The organism is Pseudomonas sp. K5002 (assembly GCF_013386655.1).
Lineage (GTDB): Bacteria > Pseudomonadota > Gammaproteobacteria > Pseudomonadales > Pseudomonadaceae > Aquipseudomonas.
Window position 1 is genome coordinate 1 of the sequence record NZ_JACARK010000683.1, and the last position, 6,580, is coordinate 6,580.

Here is a 6,580-nt window from a genome sequence, read left to right on the forward strand (position 1 = left end):
GTCATCAGGATCGGCCGGAAGCGCAACAGCGCCGCCTGGTAGATCGCGGTTTGCGGGTCCAGACCCTGGTTGCGCTCAGCGTCGAGGGCAAAGTCGATCATCATGATCGCGTTCTTCTTCACGATGCCGATCAGCAGGATGATGCCGATGATCGCGATCATCCCCAGGTCGTTGCCACTGAGCAGCAAGGCCAGCAAGGCGCCCACCGCTGCCGAGGGCAAGGTCGAGAGGATGGTGATCGGGTGGATGTAGCTCTCGTAGAGCACCCCGAGCACGATGTACATGGTCACCACCGCCGCCAGGATCAGCAGCAAGGTACTCGACAGCGAAGCCTCGAATGCCTGGGCCGCGCCCTGGAACTGGGTCTGCACGCCCACCGGCATGCCGATGTCTTTCTGGGTCTGGTTGATCAGGTCGACGCCCTTGCCCAGCGCCACGCCGGGGGCCAGGTTGAACGACATCATCACCGCCGGGAACTGACCGATATGCGCGATTGCCAACTGGGCCTGGCGCTGTTCCACATGGGCCAGGCTCGACAGCCGCACCTGGCCACCGTCGGTGGTTTTCACATGGATCTGGTTCAGGGCGTCCGGGCCGAGGGTTTCACCGGACTGGGCCTGCAATACCACGCGGTACTGGCTGGCCTGGGTGTAGATGGTGGATATCTGCCGCTGGCCGAACGCGTCGTACAGCGCGTCGGTGATGGTCGACACCGACACACCAAGGCGCGATGCGGCGTCACGGTCGATCACCAGGTACACCTGCAGGCCCTTGTCCTGCAGGTCGCTGGCGACGTCGGAGAGTTCCGGCAACTGGCTGAGGGCGTGTACCAGCTTTTCACTCCACAAGGCCAGCAGCTCGGCGTCCGGCGAGGACATGCTGAACTGGTACTGGGTACGGCTGACGCGGTCTTCGATGGTCAGGTCCTGCACCGGCTGCATGAACAGGCGAATCCCCACCAGCTTGTCCAACTGCGGCTGCAGGCGCGTGATGATCTGCGCCGCGCTCAGGTCCCGTTCGCCGTGGGGCTTGAGGTTGATCAGCAGGCGACCACTGTTGAGGGTGGCGTTATCACCGTCTACCCCGATATAGGACGACAGGCTCTCCACCGCCGGGTCTTCGAGGATAATCTTCGCCAGTTCCTGCTGGCGCTGGCTCATCGCCGCAAAGGAAATCGACTGTGGCGCTTCGGAAATGCCCTGGATCACGCCGGTGTCCTGCACCGGGAAGAAGCCCTTGGGCACCACCATGTACAACGCCACGGTCAGGCCCAGGGTGGCGATGGCCACCAGCAGGGTCAGCGGCTGATGCTTGAGCACCCACTGCAACTTGCGCCCGTAGGCCTCGATCAGCCAGTCAATCCAGGCGCCGCTGGCCTTGTAGAAACGGCCCTGCTCTTCCTCTTTCGGCTCACGCTTGAGCAACCGCGCGCACATCATCGGCGTCAGGGTCAGGGACACCACCAGGGAAATCAGGATCGCCACCGCCAGGGTGATCGCGAATTCACGGAACAGTCGCCCCACCACGTCCGCCATGAACAGCAGCGGGATCAATACCGCGATCAGCGACAGGGTCAGGGAAATCAGGGTGAAGCCGATCTGCTTGGCGCCCTTGAGCGCCGCATTGAGCGGTGTATCGCCTTCCTCGATGTAGCGGGAAATGTTCTCCAGCATCACGATGGCGTCGTCCACCACGAAACCGGTGGCGATGGTCAGCGCCATCAGCGTCAGGTTGTTGATGGAGAAACCGGCGAGGTACATCACGCCGAAGGTGCCCACCAGGGACAGCGGCACGGCGATGGACGGAATGATGGTCGCGCTGAAGCGGCGCAGGAACAGGAACGTCACCATCACCACCAGGGCAATGGCGATCAGCAATTCGTGTTGTACATCCTTGACCGAGGCCCGGATGGTCTGGGTACGGTCGGTAAGCACCGTCACGTCCAGGCCCGCCGGCAGGTTGTCGGTGATGCTTGGCAACAGCGCCTTGATGCGGTCCACCACCTCGATGACGTTGGCCCCGGGCTGGCGCTGGATGTTCAGCAGGACCGCCTGGTTTTCGTTGGCCCAGGCCGCGAGGCGTTCGTTCTCGGCGCCGTCGACGATCTGCGCCACATCCTTGAGCCGCAACGGCGCGCCGTTGTTGTAGGCGAGGATCAGTTCGGCGTATTCCTTGGGCGAGACCAACTGGTCGTTGGCGTCGAGCATCGACACCCGCGTGGGGCCGTCAAAGTTACCCTTGGGCTGGTTGACGTTGGAGGCGGCGATCAGGGTGCGCACATCCGACAGGTTCAGGCCGTTGGCCGCCAGGGCCTCGGGGTTGACCTTGATCCGCACCGCCTGGCGCTGGCCGCCGGCGATGCTGACCATGCCGACGCCGCTGATCTGCGCGATCTTCTGCGCCATGCGCGTGTCGACCAGGTCATTGAGCTTGGGCAGCAACATGGTCTTGGAGGTGATGGCCAGGGTCAGCACCGGGGTATCCGCCGGGTTGACCTTGTTGTACACCGGCGGCGCCGGCAGGTCCTTGGGCAGCAGGTTGGTGGCGGCGTTGATCGCGGCCTGCACCTGTTGCTCGGCGACATCCATGTTGATGTCGAGGTTGAAACGCAGGGTCAGCACCGAGGCGCCGCCGGAGCTGGTGGACGCCATCTGGGTCAGGCCGGGCATCTGCCCGAACTGACGCTCAAGGGGCGCCGTGACCGCGCTGGTCATTACGTCCGGACTGGCGCCGGGGTACAGGGTCATCACCCGGATGGTCGGGTAATCCACCTGGGGCAAGGCCGAGACCGGCAGCAGGCGATAAGCGATCACGCCGGCCAGGACAATGGCCAGCATGCTCAGGGTAGTGGCTACCGGGCGAAGGATGAACAGCCGCGAGAGGTTCATGCGCCGCCCTTTTGCGCCTTGGCGGCATCAGCCGGGCCTTGTTGCGTCTTGGCTGCCGGTTGACCCTGGAGGTGTTCGGTCGGCGTGGTCGGCACTTCAGCGCTGTCGTTGACCACTTCAATGTCACTGCCGTCCTTCAGGCGGTCGGTGCCTTCCAGCACCACGCGGTCGCCGGCGGCCAGGCCTTGCTTGACCACGGTGTTGTCGCCGTCGGAATCACCGATCACCAGCGGACGCACCTTGACCTTCTTGTCGCCATCGAGCACGTAGACGAAGGTGCCGGTATTGCCGAACTGAATCGCCGCCGACGGCGCCAGCACCACGTTGTGCAGGGTGTCGGCCAGCAAGTGCACGTTCACGAACTGGTTGGGGAACAGCGCCTGGTCCTTGTTATCGAACCGCGCCTTGAATTTCAGGGTGCCGGTGGTGACGTCGATCTGGTTATCGAGGCTTTGCAGCACGCCCGTGGCTTTCACCGCGACATCGCCACGGTCCCAGGCTTCCACCGGCAGCTTGTTGCCGGCGTGATAACGCGCCAGCACGGTTTCCAGGGTGTTTTCCGGCAACGTGAAGACCACGCTGATGGGTTGGGTCTGGGTGATCACCGCCAGGAAGGTGGTGTCGTTGGCGGCGACGAGGTTGCCCACGTCTACCTGGCGCAGGCCGACACGACCGGTGATCGGGGCGCGGATCTTGGTGAATTCGAGGTTCAGCTTGGCGTCATCCACCGCGCCCTGGTTGGTCTTGACCGTGCCCTGGTACTGCAACACCAGTGCTTCGGCGGTGTCCAGGGTCTGCTTGGCGATACTGTCCTGGGCATACAGGTCGCGATAACGCTGCACGTCGACCTGGGCGTTTTTCAGCTGGGCCTGGTTCTGCAGCAACGTGCCCTGGGCCTGGAGCAAGGCATTCTGGTAACTGCGCGGGTCGATTTCCGCCAGCAGGTCACCGGCCTTGACCATCTGCCCCTCTTCAAAGGCGATCTTGACCAGCTCTCCGCCAACCCGGCTGCGCACATTGATGGTGTTGAGTGCCGTCACCGTACCCAGCGCCTTGTAGTACACCGGGAATTCGCCCAGCACCGCCGGCGCCACACGCACCGGCACCGGGCCGGTAGAACCCCCAAAGCCCGGGCGCATCATCCCCGACTTGCCGGCATGCCCGGCGGGCTTCTTCTCGGCGCTGTCCTTGTGGCTGGTGCCAGGCCAGAACTTCCAGCACAGGCCGGCAATGACCAGCAGCACAAGGAGGCCGAACAGCCAGCGGCGGGAGTGACGAGGGGTGGATTGCATGGAGTGATCAACCATTGGGTGCGAGAGCTTCTTCTTCGGGAGGCTGAAAGATAAGCACTGGGGCGCGTTAAGAAAAGCGCCTTTACCGGCTATTTACCTTGGATTACAACTTTTAACTTCTGTGCTTAGTCCATTCGCTATCTGGCTAAGCATCTGAAGCACAAATAAAAACGGCCTGGACTAGGCCAGGCCGTAATACTGCATCACGCGTGTTACTGCAAAACGACAGTAATGCGTAGTAACAGTTACTTCAAAACAGCCAGGGCTGCCTCGTAGTTCGGCTCTTGGCCAATTTCGCTGACCAGTTCGCTGTGCAGCACGTTGTCGTTCTCGTCCAGTACCACGACGGCACGGGCGGTCAGGCCGCGGAGCGGGCCATCAGCAAGCGCTACACCGTAGTCGACAGCAAACGCTGCCTCACGGAAGTCCGACAGGTTCTTCACGTTTTCCAGGCCTTCGGCACCGCAGAAACGCGCCTGGGCAAATGGCAGGTCGGTGGAGATGCACAACACTACGGTGTTGTTCACGTCGTTGACCTGAGCGTTGAACTTGCGAACCGAAGTGGCGCAGGTCGGGGTATCAACGCTTGGGAAAATGTTCAGCACTTTGCGCTTGCCGGCGAAAGTCGCCAGGGTCGCGTCAGACAGGTCGCCGGCAGTCAGGGTGAAGTCTGGCGCCTTGGCGCCGACTTTCGGCAAATCGCCTTCGACCTGGACAGGGTTGCCTCGGAGGGTAACTTGAGCCATGAACGGAATCCTTCTAGTGGTGGTAGTGAAACGAATTTCAGGTGCCGAAGTTAAACACAAAGTTCGATGGGCACCTATGGGCGGACGCAAATTGTCATGGTGCAAGGCTCAACGCCCCGCCGCCACGAACCCGCGCTGCAGATCCTCGATCAACGCCTCCACATCCTCCAGCCCCACATGCAGGCGCACCACCGGGTTCAATCCACGGTCGGCGGCGTTCTGGCGATCCTGTGTATCGGCCAGGGTCACCAGGCTTTCAAAGCCGCCCCAGGATGCGCCCAGGCCAAACAGCTGCAGGCCGTCGATAAACCGTTCGACGTAGCCGGCATCCGCGCGGTCGAGTTCGAAGGACAGCAAACCGTTGCTCCCGCTGAAGTCACGCTTCCACAGCGCGTGGCCAGGATGCTCCGCCAGTGCCGGATGAAACACCCGCTTGACCTGCGGCTGCGCCTGCAACCACTGGGCAATCTTCAACGCCTGGCGCTCGTGCACGTCCAGCCGAGAGGCCAGGGTGCGTGCGCCACGCAGGATCAGGTAGGCATCGTCGGCACTCACTGCATTGCCAAAGGTATCGCTCATTTTCGCCAGGGCCGGCCATGCCGCTTCGGTGGTGCAGACGCTGCCCATCATCACGTCACTGTGGCCGCCAAGGTACTTGGTCAAGGCCATGATCGAGATGTCGGCACCCAGCGCCAGCGGGCGGTACAGGTACGCCGAGCCCCAGGTGTTGTCCACCGCCAACAGAATTCCCCGCGGCTTGCAAAGTGCGGCTAGCGCGGGCAGGTCACACAGCTCATACAGCAGCGAACCTGGCACTTCGGCGTAGACCATTTTGGTGTTGGCCTGCAGTTGCGCTTCCAGGCCGCTGCCGTCCGGGGCGAAATAGCTGACTTCGATGCCGAATGGCTGGAGGAACTCCCGGGCCAGTTTGCGCACCGGCGAATAGACGGCGTCGGTGATCAACACATGGTCGCCGGGCCGCAGGTAGGCCAGGAACGTCTGCGCCGCGGCGGCGAGCCCGGTGCCATACAGCCGTGTGCGATAGCCCCCCTCAAGTTCGGTGACCAGGTCTTCAAGGGCAAAAGCGGTGGGATTGCCGCGTGCGCCGTAACTCAGGACCCGCTCACTGTCGCGTCGGGAGCGCGCGTCACGCATCTGGGCCAGGTTGTCGAACAGCACGGTGCTCAGGCGGGTGATCGGTACGTTCACCGCCCGACCACCATTGCCGCCTTCGGTACGCGCCGCGTGAATCAGCCGGGTACGCACGCGTGACGCGGGCAACAACGGCTTGAGACTGGCGATTTCCGCTTCGCTCATCTGTGCCAACAGGCCAATTTCCCAGGCGAGATATTGGCGGGCAGCGTCCTTGTTGCCGCTGTGACGGTCGTGGGTGAAGAACAGGAAGTCGATGCACTGGTTGTCCGGAGGCGTTTGCGCATCCTCGATCACCGGCAAACCGGCCGCAACCCACGCGGAATAGCCGCCGTCGAGCAAACGCACATCGCCGCCCAAGCCCAACGCAGCAAAAGCGGCCAGTGCCGGATCATCAGCCAGCAGCACCAGTGGACGCCCACCAGCGGTCAACCGCGAACGAATCGACCAGCGCGAACCGACAATCCGGCCCTTGCGATGGATCATGCTCGGGCGCAGGTCC

The 6,580-nt window shown here is 62.8% G+C and carries 4 protein-coding genes; all 4 read right to left on the bottom strand.

The features are described from left to right. A partial coding sequence (locus tag HX846_RS26130; protein ID WP_178966379.1) for a multidrug efflux RND transporter permease subunit occupies positions 1-2,888 on the bottom strand: 2,888 nt, incomplete at its 3' end. Continuing rightward, positions 2,885-4,195, bottom strand: coding sequence for an MdtA/MuxA family multidrug efflux RND transporter periplasmic adaptor subunit (locus HX846_RS26135; protein WP_102605667.1), 1,311 nt, complete (start codon positions 4,193-4,195; stop codon positions 2,885-2,887). The genes HX846_RS26130 and HX846_RS26135, both read right to left, overlap by 4 nt. A gap of 230 nt (positions 4,196-4,425) precedes the next feature. Beyond that, positions 4,426-4,926: a thiol peroxidase gene (gene tpx / locus HX846_RS26140; protein ID WP_134326424.1), complete on the bottom strand. Its 501-nt coding sequence runs from the start codon at positions 4,924-4,926 to the stop codon at positions 4,426-4,428. A gap of 108 nt (positions 4,927-5,034) precedes the next feature. Continuing rightward, positions 5,035-6,580: cystathionine beta-lyase (metC, locus tag HX846_RS26145; protein ID WP_178966380.1), on the bottom strand; the 1,546-nt coding region annotated here is incomplete at its 5' end.